We start from the raw sequence: 24,530 nt of genomic DNA, 5'->3' as shown, positions 1-24,530 counted from the left end.
TCTCCCGCTCAAGTCAGGTGGGACTGCGACTTCATTGAACAAAAATGGTGATACCCATGCCGATTACGGCACCCGCCACCAGCGTCAATGCCAGCTTTATTCGGTCACGTTGACGACGTTTGGCCTTGCGCTCTACTTCTACCGGCAAGGTCACGTGATTACCAAATCCTGTGTGCAATACTGCATCACCCTCCAAGGTGACCGCTGTCAGATTTAACTCTGAATAGCGACGGGAAAGCGCCTTTTCTCCAGCATAGGCGGCAAATGGCGCACAGCGCTGATAATCGCTCAGTCGACGCAGGCCGGGGTTGAGCGAAAACGCTTGCCAGTCGGCCTTCTCGGACAGCAATGGATAGCACGGCACGCCCGCGATCACCTGGCGATCGCCCAGGTGGATGTAGGGGCTGTGCACGGCCAGGTCGTGGGCATGGCTGCGCAGCCAGACCTGCAGCAGGTTGGGGCTGACCTCCAGGATGGCCCGGGAGTCTTCGACAAAACCCTGCCGATAGAAATGCCAGTCATCCTCGCAGTGGAAGATGTAGGGCGTCTTGACGTGGCTATAAGCCAAGTCGATCGACGGCAGTTGGCCCAGTTTTGGCCGGTTGACGAACACCGTGCAGTGCGGTTTCCAGTGCTCCGGCACTGCCCCATGCACGGCCTCGTCACCTGAATCTTCGGTGATGAAGACTTCGCGAATGGGCGCGGTGTTGTAGCGATCGAAACTCTCAAGGGTATCTTTGAGCAGATCGAACCGCCCACAACTTGTCACGACCAGCGTGACGTCACTCTCATTTGAAAAGCGCACCGGACTCCCTCCGCATTGCGACAATCGACTTCCAGCGCCCGCTCCGTAGGCACGAAAGCTCTTTTTAAATACCCAGCTTCAGGCGTAGCCGCTGCCAGGCAGACAACGGCGGATGAGGCCTGAGCGCAGGGCGCATGTGGTCGACGATGCTACGTCCAACTTCACCGAAACTGAAACGGGAAACCGCCAGATGGCGGCCATTTTCTGCAATCCGCTGTGCCAGCGCAGGGTCGGCCCGCAAACGGCCAAGCTTTTCCTGGAGGGTCGGAATGCTGTCGTAGAACACCACGTTGTGCATGTCTTGCAGGCCCAAGGCGCGGTTTTCTTCCTCGCCCTGGTCGAATGCCAGCAACACACAGCCACAGGCCATGGCTTCGAAGTTCTTGATCATGTACTCGCCCATGCCGACGTCGGCACTGACGAAAAAACGAATACGGTTGAGCGTGTTGCAGTAGTCCTCGCCCGACTTGGTACGGGTCACTACCAGGTTCTCGACCCGCCCCAGCTCGTCCAGCAGCGCCTTGCGCCCACTGTAGGCAACGCTGTTGGTGCTGCCCACGAACGCCAGTTCGATGTCGCGCTCACGCCCTTGGTCGGTCAGCAGGTGCTCATCGTAGCCTTTGGGCACGAATACCGCGTCGAAGCCTTCCTGGCGCAGGCGCTCACTGACCATGTAACCCGAACTGATCACCCGCGCCCACGGCAGCTTGCGGTAATGCGCGCTGAACTTGCCGGTGTACTTGCAGGGGATGTAGTTCTGGTAGGCGTCGTGCTCGAGGATGACCAGGTTAGGCACCGTCTGGATGAACGCCACCTGGCGGATCTCCTGCTTGAAGCGCAGGAAGAACACGATGCGGTCATAACGCTCCACCTGCACCTCACGCTTGAAGTAGCGGCGCAGGTTACGCTGGTCTTCACTGGTCAGCCAGCGCAGGTCACATTCGCAGTTGGCCGCGACGCCATCGTACAGGCGGTCGAGAATCGCCCGCTGTTCCTTCTGCACCAGAAATAAGACTTTCATTGCGTTCCTTGGGCGCTCAGCGCCATCGCGGTCAACCAGGGGGCGCGCCTACAGCTCACGCCGCCAGAACAGTTCATGTCGGCGCACGGCCTTGCGGAAGAATTCGTTCTCGCCGTAGGGCGACGGCCGGCGCCCGGCCAGCCAGCGTTGCAACAGGCGGCGCAGGCGGCGCTTGAACGGCGCTGGGGGCTGCAGGTCGTGCATCATGCCCAGGGCCATGGCCTTGTCGTGTTGGGTCGGCAGGCCCAGCACCAGCGCGCACGGCGCCCACGGCTGGTCGGCACTCAGTTGCGGCGGCAAGGCCACACCGTCGCCACTGTCACCCATCGGCCAGCGGTCGTTGTCATGCAGGTGGTTGGCGTAGCACAGCAGCGTTTGCGGCTGCCACTCCAGGCCCTGCAAGGCTTCCAGCACGGCCGCCTGGGCACAGATATGGTCAGGGTGCGGGTCGAGTTGCGGGTGCGGCATGACCAGCACTTCGGGCTTGGCCATGGCCAGCAACGCGCGCAGGTCAGCCAGCAGGTTGTGCCAGGTCGGCGCACCATCACTGTCGGCGGGCAGCGCGAAGGGGTTGAACTGGCGGAACGGGCGGATATCGGCCATGTCGGCTTCGCGTGAAGCGGCCGGCACATCCGGCGCGGCCTGCATGGCCGGCAGTTGCAGGCAGAAGTAGCCCAACTGCACACAGCGCGATTCCGGCACGCCCGCCCAGCGCGGCACGGCAATGCTGTCCCAGGCACGCAAACGGCCTTTGAGGCGCGCCGCCTCGGCTTTGCCCAAGCCCATCTGTTGATAGTGCTCGGCTTCGATTTCGCCGGCAGTCAGGGTGACCACCCAGGTTTCGTCGGCTTGGCTGTACAGGCCATAAGCTGCCAGCTCAGCGTCATCGGCATGGGGCGCAATGACCATCACGCGACGGCGCTGCAACTCGACGCTGGGGGTTATCCACAGGCGCGGTTCGCCCTGCAGCCGGCAATGGCGGCCACGCATACGCAGCGTACCGGCCTGGAGCGGCGCGGCCAGGCCGGTCAGGTTGAGGAAGCGAACCCCGTCGACACCGCGCTCGAACGCCTGCCGGTCCGTCAGCTCATCCGCCAACAGCTCCACCCGCGGGTCGAGAAACCGCCCCAACCAGGTGCTCTTTACCCGCAGCTCCAGGACCAGGGTTTCGTCGCCTTGCAGCGCTGCGTCGGCCTTCAACAGGCCGTTTTGCAGGCTGGCCGAGGCTGCGCGGGCCTGCTCACCGAAGTTGTAGGCATAGTCCTCGGTGGGCGCGTAGAACAGGTGGTCCGCGAACCAGGCCTCGTGGGCGGCCCACACCAGCGGCAGCAACAACAGCGGCAGCCACCACCAGGTGAATACACCCAGCCCGATCAGCGCGAGCAGGCCTGCAAGCAGGCCCAGGCGCTTGTTGCGCCGGTGGCGCTTGAGCAACTGCTGCTTGCGGCTCACGCCTGGAACACCGGCACGGGGTTGCACCAGCGGTCCTTGTACTCGCGGTCGGCGCGACCGAACGAGAACCGCAGGGGTTTGTTACGCGCCCGGGCGTCTTCCCAGGCCGCCTGGGTATTCAGGAAGCTCAGCACGCTACCGGGGCTGAACGCCTTGGTTTCCGGGTCGACACCGCCATTGACGTACTCGACGCTGATCCACTCGGGCGCCTCGACGCGATACACCAACTGAATCGCGATGGGCTTGTCGTCGAGCAACAGCACCGAACCGATCAACAGCTCGCGCAAACGCTCGAGCACCTCGTCAATGCGCTCGGCACCGGTGGCCGGGAAGCCCCAGCGACGCTGGAACAGGTCACGGTACATGGCGGCAATCTGGCCGGCGTCAAAGTCACTGATCGGCCGCACCACCCCGCCCGCTTCTTCCAGCAAACGCAACTCGCGGCGCTGGTTGTAGCGAAACTTTTTCGACAGGTCCTCGTGGGCACGGGCCATGGCCAACTGCTCGGTCTGCGCCTTGAGCCTAGTGAAGCGGCCCTGGTTCAGCTCGGACAGGTAACGCGCGGCATGGCGCAGTGGCGCGCCAGCATCGGCGGCGGCCGGCAGGATGATCTCGGCGTTGCCGAGGTCGAACAGGCCTTTCTTGCCCGCACGCTTGAGCACGTCCTTGGACAGCGCCAGGTGGCGCCCCCACGTCGGGATCGCTGCCTTCAGCTCGCCGCCTTGCAGCCAACCCAAGTAGCGCACGGGAATTTGCGCCAGCTCGGCCAACTGCTCGACCACCAGCGGGTGCGTGGCCACGCTGCCGCCAAAACGTGCCCAGGCTTCGGCATACGCGTTGGCGTCGATAACTTGCCAGCCGCGTTCGCGGAAGGCTTGGATATGATTGAGCATCACGCCTGCGCCACCAGGGCACGCACCTGCGGCAACTGCCAGAAGGCCTCGCGCACCGCCGGGTCAGAAAAGCGCTGGTGCAGGCGTTGCAGCATGTGCTCGGCGCACGCTTCGCGCTGCTGCTCATCCAGCGTGGCCATGTGCTTCAGGCCTTGGGCCAGCTGCCCAGCGTCACCGAGCGGGAACAGCACACCCACGCCTTCGACCACTTCGCGGGCACCGCCGCAGGCCGTGGCCAGCACCGGTACGCCCGCCACCATGGCTTCAAGCAGGACCATGCCGAACGGCTCGTGGTCCGAACTCAAGGCGAACACATCGAACGCGGTGAAATAACGGCGGGCATCCGGCACCTGGCCGAGGAAGTCCACTTGCGCGGCGATACCCAGCTCGGCAGCCAGCGCCTTGAGCTCGGCTTCCAGGCGGCCTTTGCCCAGTATCGCCAGGCGCGCGCCAGCAGGCAGCCCCGGCAGCGCTTGGGCAAAACCGCGCAACAGCGTGGCCTGGTCTTTGTCTGGGTGCAGGCGGCCGACGTTGCCGACGATCCACGCCTGAGGGTCGAGGCCAAGTGCCTCGCGCGCTGCATCCCGAGGCACCAATGCAGCCTGCAGGGCCTCGATGTCGATACGGTTGTACAGGGTCTGGATACGTTCAGCCGGCCATGCGGGCAGGCAGCGGCGCATGTCGTCCCGCACCGCATCGGAAACGCCGAGCAGGCTCAGACGCTTGCTGAACAGGTTGGCAAACAGCCGCCGGCCTTTGCGCTGATAGTCGCCAAAGGCGTGGTGCACACCGATCACCGGCAGGCCAGTGCCCAACAAGGCGACATAGATCGGCTTGAACCGGTGGGCGATGCAGAAACTGAAATGGCGCTCAGCCGCAATCCGCCGCAAAGCACGGATGGCGCCAAGCTTCAGCCCACGCACGGCCTTGGAGCTGAACTCCAGGAACAGCACCTCGTCCGACGCGCAGCCGGCCGCGACTTGCGGGTCGGCGGCGCCGGTGAGAAACACCGTGGTGACCTGGTAGCCACGCCCCTGAAACAGGCTGGCGTACTGACGGGCACAGTCCAGAAACGGCCCGTCATAGCCATGGCAGAACTGCAGGATGCGCGGTTCAGAGCGGCTGGTCATACGCGGCCGCGCCGTCCTTCACTACCAGGATGTCTTCCATGATCAGGTACTGCAGGTCCGAGCCGAAGAACATGTTCAGGGCATCGGTCGGCGAGCAGATCATCGGTTCACCCCGACGGTTCAGGGAAGTGTTCAGCGACACGCCGTTGCCGGTCAGGTTTTCCAGCGCCTTCATCATGTCGTAGTAACGCGGGTTGTATTCGCGCTTGAGCACCTGGGCACGCGAAGTGCCGTCCTCGTGGACCACCTCCGGTACGCGGGTTTTCCACTCTTCAGCCACTTCGAAGGTGAAGGTCATGAACGGCGCCGGGTGATCGACCTTGATCATCTGCGGGGCGACGGTGTCGAGCATCGACGGGCAGAAAGGTCTCCAGCGCTCGCGGAACTTGATCTGGTGGTTGATGCGGTCAGCCACGCCTTCTACGCTCGGGCAGCCGATGATCGAACGACCACCCAGGGCGCGCGGGCCGAATTCCATGCGGCCCTGGAACCAGGCCACCGGGTTGCCGTCGACCATGATCTTGGCGATCTGCTCGGGCATGTTGTCGAGCTTGCGCCACTTCGGCTGGTCCGGGTGACGGGCACAGGCGGCGATCACGTCCTCGTTGGAGTACGACGGGCCGAGGTAGACGTGTTCCATCTTCTCGACCGGCACGCCGCGGGCATGGGACACATAGGCCGCGGCACCCACCGCAGTACCGGCATCACCGGAAGCAGGCTGAACGAACAGCTCCTTCACATCCGGGCGAGCGATGATCTTCTGGTTGAGCTTGACGTTCAGCGCGCAGCCGCCGGCGAAGGCCAGCTTGCCGGTCTGCTTCAAGGTATCGCCCAGGTAATGGTCGATCATCTGCAGGGCCAGCTTCTCGAACAGCGCCTGCATGCTGGCGGCGTAGTGGATGTACGGCTCGTCGGCGATGTCGCCTTCGCGCTTGGGGCCCAGCCACTCGATCAGCTTCGGCGAGAAGTAGAAGCCCTTGCCCTTCTCTTTATAGCGGCGCAGGCCGATGACGTTGGCGTATTCGGTGTTGATCACCAGTTCGCCGTTCTCGAAGCTGGCCAGGCGCGAGAAGTCATATTTGCTGGCGTCGCCGTACGGCGCCATGCCCATGACCTTGAACTCGCCGTCGAGCATTTCGAAACCGAGGAACTCGGTGATCGCGCCATACAGGCCGCCCAGGGAGTCCGGGTCGAAGAATTCCTTGATCTTGTGGATCTTGCCGTTTTCGCCATAGCCGAAGAAGGTCGTGGCGTACTCGCCCTTACCGTCAATACCCAGGATCGCGGTCTTTTCCTTGAAACCCGAGCAGTGGTAGGCGCTGGAGGCGTGAGCCAGGTGGTGCTCGACCGGTTCGATCTTGACCTTTTTCGGGTCGAAGCCCAGTTGCTCCAGGCACCAGACGATCTTCTTGCGGTAGCGCTTGTAGCGACGGTTGCCCATCAGGATCGCGTCGAGGGCGCGGTCCGGGGCATACCAGTAGCGCTTGGCATAGTGCCAGCGGGCCTTGCCGAACAGGCTGATCGGGGCGAACGGAATGGCTACCACGTCGACGTCGGATGGCTTGATGCCTGCCTGCTCCAGGCAGAACTTCGCCGACTCGTAGGGCATGCGGTTCTTCGCATGCTTGTCACGCACGAAGCGCTCTTCTTCGGCGGCGGCAATCAGCTTGCCGTCAATGTACAGGGCCGCGGAAGGGTCATGGCTAAGGGCGCCGGACAGGCCAAGAATCGTCAATGCCAAGGGATTAGCCTCTTCTTTCGGTAGAGATGCGCCAGCGGCCTCGTGGGCGGATGGCGGCTAAAGGGCGAGATTATAACGCAAACAATTCCAACTGGCCTTATCGCCGGCAAGCCGGCTCCCACAGGTACGGCGCAGCCCCTAAGAGCAGCGCCGTACCTGTGGGAGCCGGCTTGCCGGCGATAAGGCCAGTTGGGGAACCGCTTTACTCGGCGATCAGCCAGTCCATCCGGTAGCTACCCGCCGTCTGCGCCAGCTCTTTGGCGAGCCAGGGCAGCAGTTCCTTCAGCTCTTCCTCCAGCCCCCACGGCGGGTTGGCAATGGCCAGGCCAGAGCCGTTGAGCCCCTGCGGGCTGTCCTGGTGGTGCACATACAACTCCACGCGCAGCAACTTGGGCGCGCCAGTGCTGGTGAGGTCCTGATAGAAGCGGGTCAGCGAGCGCTGGTCCTTGATCGGGTACCAGATGGCCGCGACGGTTTGGCGCATGCGGCCGATCGCCTCTTTCATCGAGGTGGTACAGCGTTTGAGCTCATCGGCCTGCTCGAACGGCGGGTCGATCAGCATGATCGCGCGCTTTTCCTGCACCGGCAGCAGGGCGCGCGGCACATGCCAGCCCTCGCCCAGGTGAACGAAGACGCGTGGGTCTTTCTTCATGTTCTCTTTGAGCAGCGGCCCGTCTTCGGGGTGCTTCTCGTTGAGCAGGGCGCGGTCTTGCTGACGCATCAGGCGGCGGGCCAGCTCTGGCGAACCCGGGTAGTAACGCAACTCGCCATCAGCATTGAGGCGCTTGATGATGCGCAGGTAATCGCCTGCCATGGCCGGCAGGTCGTCGCGGTTCCACAACCGGGCAACGCCTTCGAGGTATTCACCGGTGCGGGTCGCCTGGTCGCCCTGCAAGTCATACAGGCCAAGGCCTGCGTGGGTATCGATATAGGCGAACGGCTGCTCCTTGCGCGACATCAGGGCGATGAGGCGGGTCAGCACGATGTGCTTGAGGACGTCGGCGTGGTTGCCGGCGTGGAAGGCGTGACGATAGTTCATGGCAACTCCTGCGGGGGTGGCAAGTTTACCTTGCCTTGCAGGCGGAGTCAGGCCTGGCTGTCGATCGGCGGCGCCTGCTTCGCGGGCGCCGCCTGTTCAACGGGTATTACTTGTCCGCGTGATACGCCGCATCAGCCGTTTCGAAGCGCTGAACCATCGCCGTCGACGGGCTACCCAGCTTGCTCACCACGACGATGGCGATGCTGGCGAAGAGGAAGCCTGGGATGATTTCGTACAGCCCAAGGGTGTCGAATTGCTTCCACAGGATCACGGTCAACGCACCCACCACGATACCGGCAAGGGCGCCGTTACGGGTCATGCCTTTCCACAGTACCGAGATCAGCACCACCGGACCAAAGGCCGCACCGAAGCCCGCCCAGGCGTAGGCCACCAGGCCCAACACGCGGTTTTCCGGGTTGGCTGCCATGGCGATGGCAATCAGGGCAACCGCCAGCACCATCAGGCGGCCGACCCACACCAGTTCACGCTGCGAAGCACCCTTGCGCAGGAAGGCTTTGTAGAAGTCTTCGGTCAGGGCACTGGAGCACACCAGCAGCTGGCAGCTCAAGGTGCTCATCACCGCCGCCAGGATGGCCGACAGCAACACGCCCGCGATCCATGGGTTGAACAGGATCTTCGCCAGTTCGATGAACACACGCTCGTGGTTCTCGGTCACCGGGCCCGCAAGATCAGGGTTGGCCGAGAAGTAGGCGATGCCGAAGAAGCCCACGGCACAGGTACCGGCCAGGCACAGGATCATCCACGTCATGGAAATGCGACGGGCCTTGGCGATCGACTTGACCGAGTCAGCGGCCATGAAGCGCGCCAGGATGTGCGGCTGGCCGAAGTAGCCCAGGCCCCAACCCATCAGCGAGATGATGCCGATGAAAGTTGCACCCTTGAACATGTCGAAGTTGGCCGGGTTCTGCGCTTCGATGGCCAGGAAGGTGGTGTCGAAGCCACCGGTCGAGATCAGCACGATCACCGGGGTGAGGATCAGCGCGAAAATCATCAGCGAAGCCTGCACGGTGTCGGTCCAGCTCACCGCCAGGAAGCCACCGACGAAGGTGTAGGCGATGGTGGCGGCAGCGCCAGCCCACAGCGCCGTCTCGTACGGCATGCCGAAGGTGCTTTCGAACAGACGCGCACCGGCGACGATGCCAGACGCGCAATAGATAGTGAAGAACACCAGGATGACGATGGCCGAGATGATCCGCAGCAGGCCGCTCTGGTCTTCGAAGCGGCTGGAGAAGTAGTCCGGCAGCGTCAAGGCATCGCCGTTGTGCTCGGTCTGCACCCGCAGGCGACCCGCAACGAACAGCCAGTTCAGGTAGGCGCCGACGGTCAGGCCGATGGCGATCCAGGCTTCGGACAGGCCGGAGAAGTAGATGGCGCCCGGCAGGCCCATCAGCAGCCAGCCGCTCATGTCGGAAGCACCGGCAGAGAGCGCAGTGACCACGCTACCCAGGCTTCGACCGCCCAGGATGTAGTCGGAAAGGTTATTGGTGGCGCGATACGCGGCGAAGCCGATCAGTACCATTGCTGCGATATAGACCACAAAGGTGATCGTTAGTGGATTGCCCATGCGTGTGCCCTGGCGTTTGTTGTTATTTCATGCACAACCACAACGTGGCGGTTGCACCCAGGTGGCGAATGCTATGCAACATCGCAAACAGGGTGCAACCCTTTTTCCGTTTCAAGTTGCACCTACTCATGCATTTTCAGTTAAAGCCTCGTTCTTGCTCCTTTTTGGAGCAAAAACGGGATTTTTCAGACTAAATTGCCCCAGAAACAACCTTTAATTAAGTGTAGGAATGTTCGCCGGACGAGTTGCACCTTTTCCGTTAAAAAATCGGGTTGCACCTGGTTGCACCTGAATTGCCCTACAGCTACTCTTGGCGTCAGCTTAGGCCACAGCCGTGGCAATAATGAGGATAAGAAATGGCGACGACCACCCTTGGGGTCAAACTCGATGACCCTACCCGTGAGCGACTCAAAGCAGCTGCGCAGTCCATCGACCGCACGCCGCATTGGTTGATCAAGCAAGCGATCTTCAATTACCTGGAGAAGCTCGAGGGTGGTGCCACCCTGACCGAACTCAACGGTCATGCCAGCAACCTGGTCGACGATGCTGGCGAAGTCCAGCCAGACCATGCTCACCAATGCTTCCTCGAATTCGCCGAGAGCATCCTGCCGCAATCGGTACTGCGCTCGGCCATCACCGCCGCTTACCGCCGCCCCGAGCAGGAAGTCATTCCGATGCTGCTGGAGCAGGCTCGCCTGAGCGCGCCACTGGCAGAGGCCACCAACAAACTGGCGGCCGGCATCGCCGAAAAACTGCGCAACCAGAAGAGCGCTGGCGGCCGCGCTGGCATCGTCCAGGGCCTGCTGCAAGAGTTCTCGCTGTCTTCCCAGGAAGGCGTGGCACTGATGTGCCTGGCAGAAGCCTTGCTGCGCATCCCAGACAAGGGCACCCGCGATGCGCTGATCCGCGACAAGATCAGCACCGGCAACTGGCAGCCGCACCTGGGCAACAGCCCATCGCTGTTCGTCAACGCCGCCACCTGGGGCCTGCTGCTGACCGGCAAGCTGGTGTCCACCCATAACGAATCCGGCCTCACCTCGTCGCTTACCCGTATCATCGGCAAAAGCGGCGAGCCGATGATCCGCAAGGGCGTCGACATGGCCATGCGCCTGATGGGCGAGCAGTTCGTCACCGGTGAAACCATCGCCGAAGCCCTGGCCAACGCCAGCCGTTTCGAGGCCAAGGGCTTCCGTTATTCCTACGACATGCTCGGTGAAGCCGCACTGACCGAGCACGACGCACAGAAGTACCTGGCATCCTACGAGCAAGCGATCCACTCGATCGGCAAAGCCTCGCATGGCCGCGGCATCTATGAAGGCCCAGGCATCTCGATCAAGCTGTCGGCCCTGCACCCGCGCTACAGCCGCGCCCAGTATGAGCGCGTGATGGAAGAGCTGTACCCGCGCCTGCTGTCGCTGACCCTGCTGGCCAAGCAATACGATATCGGCCTGAACATCGACGCCGAAGAAGCCGACCGCCTGGAGCTGTCGCTCGACCTGCTCGAGCGCCTGTGCTTCGAACCCTCGCTGGCAGGCTGGAACGGTATCGGCTTCGTCATCCAGGCCTACCAGAAGCGCTGCCCGTATGTGATCGACTATGTCATCGACCTGGCCAAGCGCAGCCGCCACCGCCTGATGATCCGCCTGGTGAAAGGCGCCTACTGGGACAGCGAAATCAAGCGCGCCCAGGTCGAAGGCCTGGAAGGCTACCCGGTCTACACCCGCAAGGTGTACACCGATGTGTCCTACGTTGCCTGCGCACGCAAACTGCTGGCCGTGCCCGAAGCCATCTACCCGCAGTTCGCCACCCACAACGCCCACACCCTGTCGGCCATCTACCACATCGCCGGCCAGAACTATTACCCCGGCCAGTACGAGTTCCAGTGCCTGCACGGCATGGGTGAGCCGCTGTACGAGCAAGTGGTCGGCAAGATTTCCGACGGCAAGCTGAACCGTCCGTGCCGTGTCTATGCACCGGTCGGCACCCACGAGACCCTGCTTGCGTATCTGGTTCGTCGCCTGCTGGAAAACGGCGCCAACACCTCGTTCGTCAACCGCATCGCCGACCACTCGATCTCCATCCAGGAACTGGTTGCCGACCCGGTCGCCAGCATCGAGCGCATGGCCACCCAGGAAGGCGGCATCGGCCTGCCACACCCGCGCATCCCGTTGCCGCGTGACCTGTACGGCACTGAGCGGGCCAACTCGGCCGGTATCGACATGGCCAACGAACACCGCTTGGCGTCGCTGTCCTGCGCCATGCTGGCCACTGCCCACAACGACTGGAAAGCCACCCCGCTGCTGGCCTGCGCCGCCAGCGAATCGGCTGCTGTGCCGGTGCTGAACCCAGCGGACCACCGCGATGTGGTCGGCCACGTCCAGGAAGCCACGGTTGCCGACGTCGACAACGCCATCCAGTGCGCCCTCAACGCCGCACCGATCTGGCAGGCCACCCCGCCCGCCGAGCGCGCTGCGATCCTTGAGCGCACCGCCGACCTGATGGAAGCCGAGATCCAGCCGCTGATGGGCCTGCTCATCCGCGAGGCCGGTAAAACCTTCGCCAACGCCATCGCCGAAGTGCGCGAGGCCGTGGACTTCCTGCGCTACTACGCGGTGCAAGCCCGCAACGACTTCAGCAACGACGCCCACCGCCCATTGGGCCCAGTGGTGTGCATCAGCCCGTGGAACTTCCCGTTGGCAATCTTCAGCGGCCAGGTCGCCGCTGCACTCGCCGCGGGCAACCCAGTACTGGCCAAGCCCGCCGAGCAAACCCCGCTGATTGCCGCCCAGGCCGTGCGCCTGCTGCTGGAAGCAGGCATTCCGGAAGGCGTCCTGCAACTGCTGCCAGGCCGCGGCGAGACTGTCGGTGCCGGTCTGGTCGGTGACGAGCGCGTCAAAGGCGTGATGTTCACCGGTTCCACCGAAGTGGCCCGCCTGCTGCAACGTAACGTCGCCGGCCGCCTGGACAACCAGGGCCGCCCGATCCCGCTGATCGCCGAAACCGGCGGCCAGAACGCGATGATCGTCGACTCCTCGGCCCTGACCGAGCAGGTGGTGATCGACGTGGTGTCCTCGGCCTTCGACAGCGCCGGCCAGCGCTGCTCGGCTCTGCGCGTGCTGTGCCTGCAGGAAGACTCCGCCGACCGTGTGATCGAGATGCTCAAGGGTGCCATGGCCGAGAGCCGCCTGGGCAACCCGGACCGCCTGGCCGTGGACATTGGCCCGGTGATCGACGCCGAAGCCAAGGCTGGCATCGAGAAGCACATCCAGGGCATGCGTGAAAAAGGCCGCTCGGTCTACCAGGTTGCCATCGCCGATGCGGCCGAGGTCAAACGCGGCACCTTCGTCATGCCAACCCTGATCGAGCTGGACAGCTTCGACGAACTCAAGCGCGAGATCTTCGGCCCAGTGCTGCACGTGGTGCGCTACAACCGCCGCAACCTCGACCAACTGATCGAGCAGATCAACAACTCCGGTTACGGCCTGACCCTCGGCGTGCACACCCGCATCGACGAAACCATCGCCAAAGTGGTGGAAACCGCCAACGCCGGCAACATGTACGTCAACCGCAACATCGTTGGCGCGGTGGTCGGCGTGCAGCCGTTCGGTGGTGAAGGCCTGTCCGGTACCGGCCCGAAAGCCGGCGGCCCGCTGTACCTGTACCGCCTGCTGTCGACCCGCCCGGCCGACGCCATTGGCCGTCACTTCCAGCAGCAGGATGGCGAAGGCAAGCCTGACCGCACCCTGCACGAGCAGCTGATCAAGCCGCTGCACAGCCTCAAGGCCTGGGCCGAGAGCAACCAGCAGGCCGACCTGGCTGCGCTGTGCACCCAGTTTGCCGGCCAGTCGCAGAGCGGCATCGCCCGCCTGCTGCCAGGCCCGACCGGCGAGCGCAACAGCTACACCATCCTGCCGCGCGAGCACGTGCTGTGCCTGGCGGACAACGAAGCCGACCTGCTGGCGCAGTTTGCTGCCGTCCTGGCGGTTGGCAGCTCGGCGGTATGGGCTGACAGCGAACCGGGCAAAGCCCTGCGCGCCCGCCTGCCGAAAGAGCTGCAGGTCAAGGTCAAGCTGGTAGCGGATTGGAACAAGGATGAAGTGGCGTTCGACGCCGTGATCCACCATGGCGATTCGGACCAACTGCGTAGCGTGTGCCAGCAAGTGGCCAAGCGTGCCGGGGCGATCGTCGGTGTGCACGGGCTGTCCAGCGGCGACCACCAGATTGCGCTGGAGCGCTTGGTGATCGAGCGGGCGGTGAGTGTGAATACTGCTGCTGCGGGGGGTAATGCGAGCCTGATGACCATCGGTTGATGGCTTTTGATAAAAAAGGAGAGCTTCGGCTCTCCTTTTTTATGGGCGCATGTCTTGAGATGTTTGGCGCCTATGAGATCGAGCGCCGCCCGCGCGGCGCTCGATTTCATAGGCGCAGAAAGAGGAATGGCAGGCACCTGACAGCTTTAAGCGAATACTCCGCCGAACACCTCGCGTGGCCCATTGCGCGCAAGCTATGTGACCTATTTTTTTCACCTGGATTGCGAGCCTCGGATCTCCTTTTTTGTATCTGGGCAAACTGACGTTCAGACCATGGATGAAAGGCTGACCAAGGCAAACAACTGCATCACGGCAATCGCAATGCCCAGCAACATCCAAAGCCAGTTGGCCAGTGTGAAACGGCTGTTGCCCACCCCCCCTGGGTCACCCGCACTGAAATTGATGCCTTTCTGCATGGGCACCAAGATGATCAGCCAAGCCAACTGAATGACAGCTCCTGCAACATAGGCAGCCAACCATTGATCATCCAGAGCGACGCTGGCAACCAGCCAAGCAATGGTCATACCGTAGTAGCCCAATGTCAGCCCCAGGATGGACCACGGATAGGTCCTCCCTGAGTCGCGAATCTGGTCATTTACCCTTCGCAATAATGGATAGATAAAAAACACAGCAAAAGCGCTTCGCCAGAATGGGCTGACCTGCTCTCCCGTTTTCGCGCTATGCAGCTTCCAACTTTGATAGAAGCAATACAACCAGTAGAAGCCGAAAGTGAAGAACGTCATCACGCCATATTTCATGGGAGAAACGACATAAAACGGTACTTCATGACCCTTGGCATCGGGCAATTCATTGTCGCGGGCATCACTCATTAGAAACGCTTCCTTATGAACACCAAAGCGCCTATTCAAGACCAGCTCGCGCTCAATCCGCAGTAGTCCGATTTCTCCTTGATTTGTGGGGAATGTCTCTGAATTGCCTGCGCTTGCGCTTCGCGACGTTTGACAGCACGGCCAAGCGAACCGGGGCGATCATTGATGTGCAGGAGCTATCCGCCAAAGCCACCAAAGACTCCAGCCTTTTGTTCCTTCGCAGGCAGCCAGAACGCACAACCAAAGCCATGCGCTGATATCGGGCAGTAGTAAGATCAAGGAAAGTGATGGAATTACAAAAAAAAGGCGAAAAGGCAGTTGAGCAAATGCCAGATAAACGCCAGCCCTTCGTCCCCAGCAAAGCAGCACACTGCTGACAGCAATGGAAAGCTGAGCAATCAGTCCTATCCAAACAAGGATTTCAAGTCCTCCACCCCACCGCTCCATATTGGAAAGCGCAGAATCGAAATCGCTAAAAAATGGTGTCACACCCCGATTTATTCCAGCGACAACCACAAACCCCACATAAAAAGCATCCATACTTCCCCAAAAAAAACCAACCCAGCGCCGTGGTTCGATTACTGACACGCTTACCTCACTTAGCGGTACACACTTCTGAGTTATATCCCTGGCGGTGTTGGCATAATTGAACAATGGTTTTAGCCAAAAAAGGACCTTCGATTTTGTGTAAATCTTCTTTCCAGCCCCTGCCACAACGCGACAACCATCTCATCACCTGCCCCTCTTGATTGAAGTCTTTACACTTACTCCAACCTGCTCATCGGTGCGTCAGCGATACCTCCTAAAATAATGTAGGACGTTTCCTTTTCTTACGGACGGCCCTACATCCTACTCACGAGCCTTGCAGGCATTCAGGTCCTTTTAAGCCCATATCACCCACATCTATTGACCTGTTCCCACATCCGCACTCCCGCCTAGACTCGGCCAATGCCCGCTCAAGGACCGCCCCCATGCCCGAGACCCTGCTCAGCCCTCGCAACCTCGCCTTCGAGCTCTACGAAGTCCTCGACGCCGAAGCCCTCACCCAGCGCCCGCGCTTCGCCGAGCACAGCCGCGAAACCTTCGACGCGGCGCTGACCACCGCCCGTACCATCGCCGAAAAGTACTTTGCGCCGCACAACCGCAAGGCCGATGAAAACGAGCCGCGCTTCGTCGACGGCCGCGCAGAGCTGATCCCCGAAGTGAAGCCCGCCGTCGACGCCTTCCTCGAAGCCGGCTTTCTCAACGCCAACCGCGACTTCGAGGTCGGCGGCATGCAGTTGCCCAGCCTGGTCTCGCAGGCCTGCTTTGCGCACTTCCAGGCCGCCAACGCTGGCACCACGGCCTACCCATTCCTGACCATGGGCGCGGCCAACCTGATCGAAAGCTTCGGCACCGACGAACAAAAACGCCTGTTCCTGCAGCCGATGATCGAAGGCCGCTACTTCGGCACCATGGCGTTGACCGAGCCGCATGCGGGCTCGTCCCTGGCCGATATCCGCACCCGCGCCGAACCCGCTGGCGATGGCAGCTACCGGCTCAAGGGCAACAAGATCTTCATCTCTGGCGGCGACCACGAGCTGTCGGAAAACATCGTGCACATGGTGCTGGCCAAGCTGCCGGATGCGCCTCCCGGGGTGAAGGGCATCTCGCTGTTCATCGTGCCCAAGTACCGGGTGAACCCGGATGGCAGCCGTGGCGAGCGTAACGATGTGCTGCTGGCTGGCCTGTTCCACAAGATGGGTTGGCGCGGCACCACCTCGACGGCGTTGAACTTCGGCGACAACGGCCAGTGCATCGGCTACCTGGTCGGCCAGCCGCACCAGGGCCTGGCCTGCATGTTCCAGATGATGAACGAGGCGCGCATCGGCGTTGGCATGGGCGCGGTGATGCTCGGATATGCCGGCTACCTGTACTCGCTGGACTACGCGCGCCAGCGGCCGCAAGGACGGTTGCCAGACAACAAGGACCCGCACAGCCCTGCCGTGCCGATCATCGGGCATACCGACGTCAAGCGCATGCTGCTGACGCAGAAGGCTTACGTTGAAGGCGCCTTCGACCTTGGCCTGTACGCCGCACGCCTGTTCGACGACACCCAGACAGCCGACGACGAGAGCGCCCGGCAACACGCCCAGGCACTGCTCGACCTGTTGACCCCGATCGTCAAATCCTGGCCATCGGCCTTCTGCCTCAAAGCCAACGAGTTGGCGATCCAGGTCCTCGGCGGCCATGGCTACACCCGCGAATACCCCGTTGAGCAGTATTACCGCGACAACCGCCTGAACCCGATTCACGAGGGCACTGAAGGCATCCAGTCGCTCGACCTGCTCGGCCGCAAGCTTGCGCAAAACGGCGGCGCCGGGCTCAAGCAACTGATCCGCCTGATCGCCAGCACAGCCGAGCGCGCCAGCCACCACCCTGGCTTCGACACCCTGCGCCAGCCGCTGGAGCAGTTGGTCAATCGCCTGCAAGCCGTCACCCTTGCTCTGCTGGGTGACATGGCTAAGGGCAACGTCAGCACCGCCCTGGGCAACTCGGCCCTGTACCTCAAGGCCTTCGGCCACTGCGTGGTCGGCTGGCGCTGGCTGGAACAGGCGATCCACGCCGAACTCGGCCTGCTCAAAGGCAACGCCGACGACCGTGACTTCTACCTCGGCAAGCTCCAGGCCGCGCGCTACTTCCTGACCTGGGAAGTACCGGGCTGCCACAATGAGCTGGCATTGCTCGAGGTACGCGACGACACCTGCATCACCATGCAAGACGGGTGGTTCTAGCGACCAGCGCAGTGCCGCGCTCACGAGCCTCTATCAGTCACCCGTGTCGCTCAGCGCATTGGCAGGCGTGGCCGACCTGCGCGGCTGGCGGGTGATGGCGATACCTGCCGCGACCACCGCAATGCCCACGTAGGTTGTCCAATGGATCACGTCCCCAAACATCATCGCCGCCCATAACAAGGTCACCGGTGGCTCCAGATAGACCAGAGCCGAGACGCGGGTCGCCGAGAGTTTTGTCAGCAATATCCACAGGCTCAGGTAGGCAATGAACGTGGAGAACAGAGTCAGCCATGCGACCGCCGCCCAGACCTGTGTGCTGGCAGGCACTTCGATCAACCCCAGCGGCAAGCCTGCAGCCGTGAGCAGCAGCAGTGTCGCAGTCGATTGCAGAAACAACGGCATCAGCAGACCGTCCTTGCTGTGGTCCGTCGCCATGATCGATTGCCGACGCTGATACAGCGTGGCGATGGACAACGTGATGGCGGCGATCAGCGGCAGGGCGTACAGCCAGAGGCTAAGCTGGCTCGCAGACAGGCTGTACTCTGCAAAAATGATCATGCTGACGCCGGCGAACCCCACCCCAAGCCCGAGCCATTCCTGCCGACCACTGCGCTCATGCTGGCTGTTGTTGCTCATCGATGCCGTGATCAATGGCTGCAGCGCACAAATGATGGCGGCAATCCCCGCCGGTAGCCCGCCCCGGATGGCGATGTAGACACTGACCAGATAGGCAAACTGCGCCAGGAAACCAATGACGGCGTTGTAGCGTATCTGCGCCCACGTAAGCGCACGCAGCCGATGCACGACAAAAGGCAGCAGGCAGATGCTGACCAGCAGAAACCGCCAGAACAGCAGGTTGATGGCACCCGCGTCCTCCGTGCCCAGCCGGGCACCAATAAAGCCTGAACTCCAGGAAAGGACAAAGATGACTTGCAGCAGGATCAGGTACGGCGCACTGCTTGGCATGATCACGCCCTTGTGTAATGTAATTCCTCGAACGTAATCGGCTCGCACCGCAACTATCAGCGCAGCATCCCGAGCTCGGCATCATCCAACAGCGCCTTGGCCAAAGCGCTCAGGTAATGCGAGGCCCAGATCAGTTGCGGGTTGTCTTCCATTACACCGGTGATGGTCAAATCTCGCACCACACCCATCAATTCAGAGGCCTGCTCGCGGGCATCCTGGCAAGGAATACCGGGCTCAATGCAAAACAGCGGCTGAGTCTTCTTTTCGCCTTGGTAGAACCTGGTCTTGCCGACAGTGGTTTTGGTGTCGTCTGTGGTCACTGCTCAATCTCCCTCAAGCGTCAGTGTCTGGCCGGGCCTCTTGGCGAGGCAAACCCCTCCTACTCGTTCAACACGAGGCTTGAAACTGCGGTGAACCCGTTCAGGTCATCCGTATCATTCCATTGCAATTCAGGGGGCATGCGGGCTTCGGCCCCACAGTAAGAGTGGGTATAAAGGCTGTACAGTTGATTAAATCGAAGCGCTGGTTCGATCCGACCAAATCAGGTGGCTCCATGGGCAAAGGCCTCGACATCGATGTACTGAGAACCTTCCAGGCAGTGGCCCGGCTAGGCCGTTTCAAGGCGGCGGCCGACTACGTCCACCGCAGCCCATCGGCGGTGACGACGCAGATCCAGAAGCTGGAGGGAAAGATCGGGCAACAATTGTTCACACGCAGTAACCAGTCGGTGGAGCTAACCCCTGCGGGCCGTCAGCTGATGGGCGAAGCGACACGTTTCTTGATGGCTCACGACAGGCTACTGGCTACGCTGTCGCCACAGCAGATGACCGGCAAGGTGCGCATAGGCGTACCCGACGGTTATGCCGCCAACCTCATGAGCGACTTTCTACCGGTGTTCGTCGCCAACAACCCGAAGCTGGAGTTGGAGGCTGTAGCGCGATCCAGCGCAGAGCTCATCGACCTGTTTGCGCGACAGCGGCTGGACCTGGCTGTAGCGGTCAGCAGTGACGACTGGCAGCAAGGCGAGTGGCTTCGCTCGACGCAGCCGCGCTGGGCCGCAGCGCCTGGATTCAGCCATGACCCCAATCGCCCCTTGCCGCTGGCACTGCAGTTGAAGGGTTGCCCGTACCGGGAGGCGGCCTTGCAGGCACTGAAAGCCCACGGCATTGCGTACCGTGTGCTGTTGGAAAGCGCCAACTGGCACGCGGTACTGGCCTGCATGAGAAGTGGCCTGGCCGTGGGCATTGTCGAAGGGCTGGATAGCACGGATACCTCACTCGCGTACGTGGAAGGGCTGGGCTTGCCCGACCTCGAAAAGCACCACGTCTACTTGCTGACGGACACCTCGCACCATGTCGCAGCGCATCTGAATGCTATGTTGAAGGCCGCCATCCAGAAAGTGGGCGTAACAACGCCGCCCCATTGCTGGGAGGGCGGTGGTTGAACGGCCCGCGTTATTTCCTGACCAGGGAAGTACCTGGCTGCCATAATGAGCTGGCATTGCGCGTGGCCCGTGACGATACGGGCCTGAGCATGCGAGTGGCGTGGTTCTAGGGGGAGCCACCACTGACTCGGAGGTTCCCGCATGTTTGATTCCAGCGCCCTGTTGCGCCAGCGCTTTGCTGGGCTGCGCAGCACGGCCGAGTTGTTTTCCCTGCGTCATGTGAAGCAGTCGTACCAGGCATTGTCTGTGCGCCGCAATGTGGCCGAGCCGCCGTTCTTCAGCCAGGACGAGGGCGCCATGCTCACCGTGCGGGTCAACGGCGTTGAGGCCTATGCGGCCACCGCCGACCTGTCCCAACAAGGCTTGCAGCAGGCGCTCGAACGCGCCGAAGCGCTGGCCCGGCAGATCGCCAGGCATAGCCTGCTGGACCTGCGCGACCAACCGGTGACCAGCGCACGCCACAACCATGTCTCGCCCAACTTCGACCAGCCACTGCCCAACCTCGCCGATTGCCTGGGCCTGCTCGCCGCCGAGTCGGCCAGCGTGCCCCAGGACAGCCGCCTGGTGGACTGGCAAGCCGGCCTGGACATCACCCTGGTCGAACAAACCTACCTCAACTCCGCCGGCGCCGAGCTGCGCCACGCCCAGCGCTTCCTGTTCCCAGGCCTGAGCGTGACGGCCAGTGACGGCCAAGACAGCCAGAGCCGCAGCCTGGGCCGGGACAACTTTGGCCAGCAGGGTGGCTTCGAGGTCATCGAGCGCTGTGGCCTGGTGGGCGCCGCCCGCCGGGTCGCCGACGAGGCGCTGCAACTGCTGTTGGCGCCCAATACGCCCAGCGGCCCGCGTGACCTGCTGCTGATGCCCGACCAGATGATGCTGCAGATTCACGAGTCCATCGGCCACCCGCTGGAGATGGACCGCATTCTCGGCGACGAGCGCAACTACGCCGGCACCAGTTTCGTCAACGCCAGTGACTTCGGCCACCTGCAATACGGCTCGAAGCTGCTCAACGTGACCTTTGACCCGACCATCGGCGAAGAACTCGCCAGCTACAGCTACGACGATGACGGCACCCAGGCCAGCAAGCAGTTCCTGATCTGCGATGGCGTGCTCCTTCGCCCGTTGGGCGGCGCCCTGTCGCAGTTCCGCTCCGGCCTGGACGGCGTGGCCAACAGCCGTGCCTGTGGCTGGAACCGCGCACCGATCGACCGCATGGCCAACCTCAACATCGAGCCGGGCGACCGCTCGCTGGCGCAACTGGTCAAGGGCATCGAGCACGGCATCCTGATGCGCACCAACCGCTCCTGGTCCATCGACGATGCCCGCAACAAGTTCCAGTTCGGCTGCGAGTGGGGCCAACTGATCGAAAACGGCGAGCTCAAGGGCATCGTCAAGAACCCCAACTACCGCGGCATCTCGGCGCAGTTCTGGCGCAACTTGTCCGCCGTCGGCGACCCCAGCACCTTCCAGGTGCTCGGTACGCCCAATTGCGGCAAAGGCGAGCCCAACCAGGTGGTGCGGGTTGGCCATGCTTCGCCGGCCTGCGTGTTCAGCCAGATCGATGTCTTCGGAGGCGACGCCTGATGAGCGCCACACCCCAACACCGCTTCGAAAGCCTGCTTGGCGCCCTGCGCGATGCCCTGCAGCCGGGCGAACAGTTCACCTTTGGCTACAGCGCCGAGCAGTCACAGTTCGTGCGCTTCAACCATGCCAAGGTGCGCCAGGCCGGCGAGGTGAGCCAGGCCAGTGTGCAACTGCGCCTGATCTGTGATGGCCGCCAGGCCGAGCAGTTGATCACCCTGGGCGATGATGCCGTGCTGGACCGCGCGCGCCTGGCCGATGCCCTGGGCCAACTGCGCCAGACCCTGCCCCTGCTGGCCGTCGACCCCTACCTGCGCCTGGACGAAACCCCGTGGAACAGCCACAGCCAGCAAGACCACACGCTGCCGGAACTGGATGAAGTGCTGGCCTTGATCGAACAGGAAGCCGGCGATCTGGACCTGGTCGGCATCTACGCCGCCGGGCCGATCTGTCGCGGCTTCGCCAGCTCGTTCGGGGCCTTTGGCTGGCACCAGGCCAACAGTTTCAACATGGACTGGAGCCTGTTCCACAGCAACGGCCAGGCCGTGAAAGCCAACTATGCCGGGCAGGCCTGGAGCGCTGACGAGTTCGTCGCGCGCCTGCGCCTGGCCCGCGAGCAACTGGCGTTCCTGGGCCGCCCTGCCATCACCTTGAAACCGGGCAGTTACCGCGCCTACCTGGCGCCAGCGGCCATGGACGAGATCGCCGGCATGCTGTGCTGGGGCGGGTTTTCTGCGCAGGCCCTGGCCACTGGCAACAGCGCCCTGCAGCGCCTGTATAACGGCGATGCCCAGCTGAGCCCGCTGGTCAGCTTCGACGAGCAGGTCAGCGGTTCGCTGAGCCCGGCGTTTTCGGATGAGGGGTCACCCCGCCTCGATGTGCCGCTGATCCAGCAAGGCCAAGCCGTGCAGCGCCTGATCAGCGCACGCAGTGCGGCCGAGTTCGCGCTGGTGGCGAATGGCGCCGACAGCTACGAGTCGCCCTGCGCCTTGAGCCTGGCGGCGGGCAACCTGGCCAGTGAAGCAATCCTCGAACGGCTGGGCACCGGGCTGTATATCAGCAATTTGTGGTACCTGAACTACTCGGACCTGCCAGCAGCACGCATGACCGGCCTGACCCGTTTTGCCACCTTCTGGGTGGAGAATGGCCAGATTCAGGGGCCGGTAAGTACCATGCGCTTCGATGACAGCCTGTACAGTTTGCTGGGCAGCCAACTAGAGGACCTGACGCGCGAGCGCGAGATGATTCTGTCTACCAGTACCTATGGACAACGCAGTACTGGGTCGAGTCATTTGCCGGGGGCATTGGTCAAAGGCCTGACCCTGACATTGTGATAGGCATCAGCGGCCCTTTCGCGGGGCAAGCCCGCTCCCACAGAGATGTCACCCCATTCGAGGGCAGTGGAGATCCTGTGGGAGCGGGCTTGCCCCGCGAAGAGGCCGGCACAGACAAACGAGGACGTCATGCCCGAACGCACCCCGCTGGACCCCGTCACCGCCCGCTGGATCCCCTGGGTCGTGGCCATCGCTTTCTTCATGCAGTCCCTGGACGGCACCATTCTCAACACCGCGCTGCCGGCCATGGCCCGCTCGCTGGAAGAGGACCCGCTGCGCATGCAAGGCGTGATCATCGCCTACATGCTCACCGTGGCCTTGCTGATCCCCGCCTCCGGCTGGATCGCCGACCGCTTTGGCACCAAACGCATCTTCTTCAGCGCAATCCTGTTGTTCAGCTTCGGCTCGCTGTTGTGCGCCGCCGCCAACAGCCTGGGCTTTCTGATCCTGGCACGCGTCGTTCAAGGCCTGGGCGGTGCGCTGATGCTGCCGGTCGGGCGGCTGGTGGTGTTGCGCGCCTACCCCCGCACCGAGCTGGTGCGGATCATGAGCTTCATCACCATCCCAGGCCTGCTCGGCCCCCTGCTCGGCCCAACGGTCGGTGGCTGGCTGGTGGAAATCCTCAGCTGGCACTGGATCTTCCTGCTCAACCTGCCGGTCGGTGCCATCGGCTGTTATGCCGTGTGGAAGTTCATCCCTGACCTGCGCGGCGCCGAGCGCACCAGCTTCGATGGCCCGGGCTTCCTCTTGTTCGGCGCGGCGATGGTGCTGATCACCATCGCCATGGAAGGCTTGGGCGAGTTGCACTTGCCGCACTTGCGGGTGATGTTGCTGCTGTTCGCTGGCATGGCCTGCCTGGCCGCCTACTGGCTGCGGGCCGGGCGCGATCCCGAGCCGTTGTTCTCGCCCAGCCTGTTCCGCGTGCGCACCTTTGCCATCGGCATCCTCGGCAACCTGTTCGCGCGCCTGGGCAGCGGCGCCCTGCCCTTCCTCGTGCCCTTGCTGTTGCAGGTGGCACTGGGCTATTCACCATCCCAGGCAGGCATGAGCATGATCCCGTTGGCTGCAGCGGCGATGCTGGCCAAGTCCATCGCCCGGCCGCTGATCGAGCGCTTCGGCTACCGCATCATCCTCACCGGCAATACCCTGCTGCTGGGCCTGCTGCTGGCCAGCCTCGGCCTGGTCGACGAGCAGACGCCCTACGCCGTGCTGCTGATACAACTGGGCCTGCTCGGCGCCGTGAACTCCATGCAGTTCACGGCCATGAACACGGTAACCCTGATCGACCTCGACGATGCCAGCGCCAGCAGCGGCAACAGCCTGCTGTCGGTTGTCGCGCAACTGGCGCTGAGCCTGGGTGTGGCTTGCGCCGGTGCATTGCTGGGCGGCTTCACGGCGGCCGGCAGCGCCGAGGGGGTGGAAAGCACCTTGGGCGCCTTCCAGCTGACCTTCGTGACCATCGGCATCATGGCCATGCTGGCCGCAGCGATCTTCCTGCAACTGGCGCCGACAGACGGAAGGCGTGCCCGTCGTCCGGAACAACACATGGAGTCGTAGGGCGAATGGCCATGAGGCTGGTAGACTGTGCGGCATTTTTCGCTTCGCCACACAGGCCCGCCTCGTGA

The 24,530-nt window shown here is 62.7% G+C and carries 18 protein-coding genes and 1 pseudogene; 7 read left to right on the top strand and 12 right to left on the bottom strand.

Annotated features, from left to right (window positions below; all coding sequences use genetic code 11):
- Positions 1–31: 31 nt before the first annotated feature.
- The 8 genes from QOS90_RS03040 to putP form a co-directional block, all read right to left on the bottom strand.
- On the bottom strand, positions 32–805 hold the full coding sequence (locus QOS90_RS03040; protein WP_027592490.1) for a glycosyltransferase family 2 protein: 774 nt from the start codon (positions 803–805) through the stop codon (positions 32–34).
- Positions 806–869: 64 nt separating this feature from the next.
- On the bottom strand, positions 870–1,826 hold the full coding sequence (locus QOS90_RS03035) for a glycosyltransferase family protein (protein WP_085272293.1): 957 nt from the start codon (positions 1,824–1,826) through the stop codon (positions 870–872).
- Positions 1,827–1,874: 48 nt separating this feature from the next.
- The gene (locus QOS90_RS03030) at positions 1,875–3,278 is read right to left on the bottom strand and encodes a PIG-L deacetylase family protein (protein ID WP_085272292.1); all 1,404 of its coding nucleotides are present in this window, start codon (positions 3,276–3,278) and stop codon (positions 1,875–1,877) included.
- On the bottom strand, positions 3,275–4,171 hold the full coding sequence (locus tag QOS90_RS03025) for an antimicrobial resistance protein Mig-14 (protein WP_085272291.1): 897 nt from the start codon (positions 4,169–4,171) through the stop codon (positions 3,275–3,277). Before QOS90_RS03025 ends, QOS90_RS03030 begins: the two co-directional genes overlap by 4 nt.
- The gene (locus tag QOS90_RS03020) at positions 4,171–5,301 is read right to left on the bottom strand and encodes a glycosyltransferase (RefSeq protein WP_085272290.1); all 1,131 of its coding nucleotides are present in this window, start codon (positions 5,299–5,301) and stop codon (positions 4,171–4,173) included. The genes QOS90_RS03025 and QOS90_RS03020 overlap by 1 nt, the downstream gene beginning before the upstream one ends.
- Positions 5,285–7,042 carry a carbamoyltransferase family protein gene (locus QOS90_RS03015; RefSeq protein WP_027592485.1) on the bottom strand — a complete coding sequence of 586 codons (1,758 nt, stop codon included), beginning with the start codon at positions 7,040–7,042 and terminating at the stop codon, positions 5,285–5,287. The genes QOS90_RS03020 and QOS90_RS03015 overlap by 17 nt, the downstream gene beginning before the upstream one ends.
- 202 nt (positions 7,043–7,244) lie before the next feature.
- A complete protein-coding gene (locus tag QOS90_RS03010) occupies positions 7,245–8,081 on the bottom strand; it encodes a 23S rRNA (adenine(2030)-N(6))-methyltransferase RlmJ (RefSeq protein WP_027592484.1) in 837 nt (278 codons plus the stop codon).
- Between the two features lie 106 nt (positions 8,082–8,187).
- Positions 8,188–9,666 carry a sodium/proline symporter PutP gene (gene putP, locus QOS90_RS03005; RefSeq protein WP_027592483.1) on the bottom strand — a complete coding sequence of 493 codons (1,479 nt, stop codon included), beginning with the start codon at positions 9,664–9,666 and terminating at the stop codon, positions 8,188–8,190.
- A 356-nt stretch (positions 9,667–10,022) separates the two neighbouring features.
- Between putP and putA the strand changes: the two genes are divergently transcribed.
- Positions 10,023–13,976, top strand: a complete 3,954-nt coding sequence (gene putA / locus QOS90_RS03000) for a trifunctional transcriptional regulator/proline dehydrogenase/L-glutamate gamma-semialdehyde dehydrogenase (RefSeq protein WP_085272289.1) — start codon at positions 10,023–10,025, stop codon at positions 13,974–13,976.
- 266 nt (positions 13,977–14,242) lie between these two features.
- Here the strand turns inward: putA and QOS90_RS02995 are convergent, their stop codons facing one another.
- A complete protein-coding gene (locus QOS90_RS02995; protein ID WP_027592481.1) occupies positions 14,243–14,806 on the bottom strand; it encodes a hypothetical protein in 564 nt (187 codons plus the stop codon).
- 159 nt (positions 14,807–14,965) lie between these two features.
- Complete coding sequence (locus QOS90_RS02990) at positions 14,966–15,394, bottom strand: hypothetical protein (RefSeq protein WP_256214913.1); 429 nt, start codon at positions 15,392–15,394, stop codon at positions 14,966–14,968.
- Between the two features lie 383 nt (positions 15,395–15,777).
- Here QOS90_RS02990 and QOS90_RS02985 point away from each other — a divergent pair, with 383 nt between their 5' ends.
- The gene (locus QOS90_RS02985) at positions 15,778–17,580 is read left to right on the top strand and encodes an acyl-CoA dehydrogenase (protein WP_085272288.1); all 1,803 of its coding nucleotides are present in this window, start codon (positions 15,778–15,780) and stop codon (positions 17,578–17,580) included.
- Positions 17,581–17,613: 33 nt separating this feature from the next.
- Here QOS90_RS02985 and QOS90_RS02980 read toward each other — a convergent pair whose 3' ends face one another.
- Positions 17,614–18,546 carry a DMT family transporter gene (locus QOS90_RS02980; protein ID WP_085272287.1) on the bottom strand — a complete coding sequence of 311 codons (933 nt, stop codon included), beginning with the start codon at positions 18,544–18,546 and terminating at the stop codon, positions 17,614–17,616.
- Positions 18,547–18,602: 56 nt separating this feature from the next.
- The gene (locus QOS90_RS02975) at positions 18,603–18,866 is read right to left on the bottom strand and encodes a DUF3077 domain-containing protein (protein WP_027592478.1); all 264 of its coding nucleotides are present in this window, start codon (positions 18,864–18,866) and stop codon (positions 18,603–18,605) included.
- A gap of 233 nt (positions 18,867–19,099) precedes the next feature.
- Here QOS90_RS02975 and QOS90_RS02970 point away from each other — a divergent pair, with 233 nt between their 5' ends.
- From QOS90_RS02970 to mdtD, 5 genes and pseudogenes are all read left to right on the top strand, one after another.
- Positions 19,100–19,990: a LysR substrate-binding domain-containing protein gene (locus tag QOS90_RS02970; RefSeq protein ID WP_085272286.1), complete on the top strand. Its 891-nt coding sequence runs from the start codon at positions 19,100–19,102 to the stop codon at positions 19,988–19,990.
- Positions 19,987–20,100 (top strand): annotated as a pseudogene (locus QOS90_RS27555) (hypothetical protein); the annotation flags it as partial. The gene QOS90_RS02970 and the pseudogene QOS90_RS27555, both read left to right, overlap by 4 nt.
- A gap of 31 nt (positions 20,101–20,131) precedes the next feature.
- A complete protein-coding gene (locus QOS90_RS02965; RefSeq protein ID WP_085272285.1) occupies positions 20,132–21,574 on the top strand; it encodes a TldD/PmbA family protein in 1,443 nt (480 codons plus the stop codon).
- Positions 21,574–22,905, top strand: a complete 1,332-nt coding sequence (locus tag QOS90_RS02960) for a TldD/PmbA family protein (RefSeq protein WP_085272284.1) — start codon at positions 21,574–21,576, stop codon at positions 22,903–22,905. The genes QOS90_RS02965 and QOS90_RS02960 overlap by 1 nt, the downstream gene beginning before the upstream one ends.
- 129 nt (positions 22,906–23,034) lie before the next feature.
- A complete protein-coding gene (gene mdtD, locus QOS90_RS02955) occupies positions 23,035–24,462 on the top strand; it encodes a multidrug transporter subunit MdtD (protein WP_085272283.1) in 1,428 nt (475 codons plus the stop codon).
- Positions 24,463–24,530 lie beyond the last annotated feature (68 nt).

Source organism: Pseudomonas sp. LAIL14HWK12:I10 (assembly GCF_900184205.1).
GTDB classification, from domain to species: domain Bacteria; phylum Pseudomonadota; class Gammaproteobacteria; order Pseudomonadales; family Pseudomonadaceae; genus Aquipseudomonas; species Aquipseudomonas kermanshahensis.
This window is presented reverse-complemented; position numbering and strand designations above follow the sequence as displayed.